This window comes from Pseudomonas sp. K8 (assembly GCF_014889455.1).
Taxonomy (GTDB): domain Bacteria; phylum Pseudomonadota; class Gammaproteobacteria; order Pseudomonadales; family Pseudomonadaceae; genus Aquipseudomonas; species Aquipseudomonas veronii.
In genome coordinates this window covers 1-664 of the sequence record NZ_VJWO01000180.1, presented here as the reverse complement: position 1 = coordinate 664, position 664 = coordinate 1, and the positions used below count along the sequence as shown (strand labels likewise).

1 protein-coding gene is annotated in these 664 nt (G+C 66.7%); it reads right to left on the bottom strand.

The window, feature by feature from the left end; all coding sequences use genetic code 11:
• Window positions 1–625 (bottom strand): alpha/beta fold hydrolase (locus tag INT12_RS30850; RefSeq protein WP_193059223.1); only part of this gene is annotated, 625 nt, incomplete at its 3' end.
• Window positions 626–664: the final 39 nt, after the last annotated feature.

The window sequence follows — 664 nt, the reverse complement described above, 5'->3', positions numbered from 1 at the left end:
GCACCGAGTGGGTGCGGTCGGCGGCGAAGTCGTTCCAGAAGTGCTCGACGTAGGTGCGCTCGCGGCCATCCACCAGCTTCAGCGGGGTTTCGCCGTAGAAGTGGAAGTGCCACAGATCGCGCAGCAGCCACACGTGGGTCCAGTCGCCCACGCCGGGCAGGAATGCATCCATCAACACGATGCTGTCCACTTCGTCCGGGTACTGGGCGGCGTAGGCGTAAGCCACCATCAGCCCGATGTCATGGCCCACGATCTTGACCTTGGGATAGCCCAGCGACTTCACCAGCGCATGGATGTCCTGCGCCAGCGTCTTCTTGTCATAGCCGCCCTCGGGCTTGGACGACTGCCCGGCCCCGCGCAGGTCCGGCGCGATGACCACATGGTGGCCGGCGAGCTGCGGCATCAACGGGCGCCACATGTGGCTGGTTTCGGCATAGCCGTGCAGCAGCACCACCGGCGATTCATCGCCCTGGCCGGCCTGCAGGTAATGCAGGGTGACGCCGTTGACGTTGGCGGTGTGGCTCTGGATGGCCGCGCTGCCGGCGGCGTGCGCGGTGGCGTGCACGGCCAGCATCAGCACCAGCGCGGTAGCGGCGCGGCGGAACGAACGGGGAAGCAGTTTCATGGCGATCTCCTGGGAACGGGGGTGGTGTCAGAGCTGGCT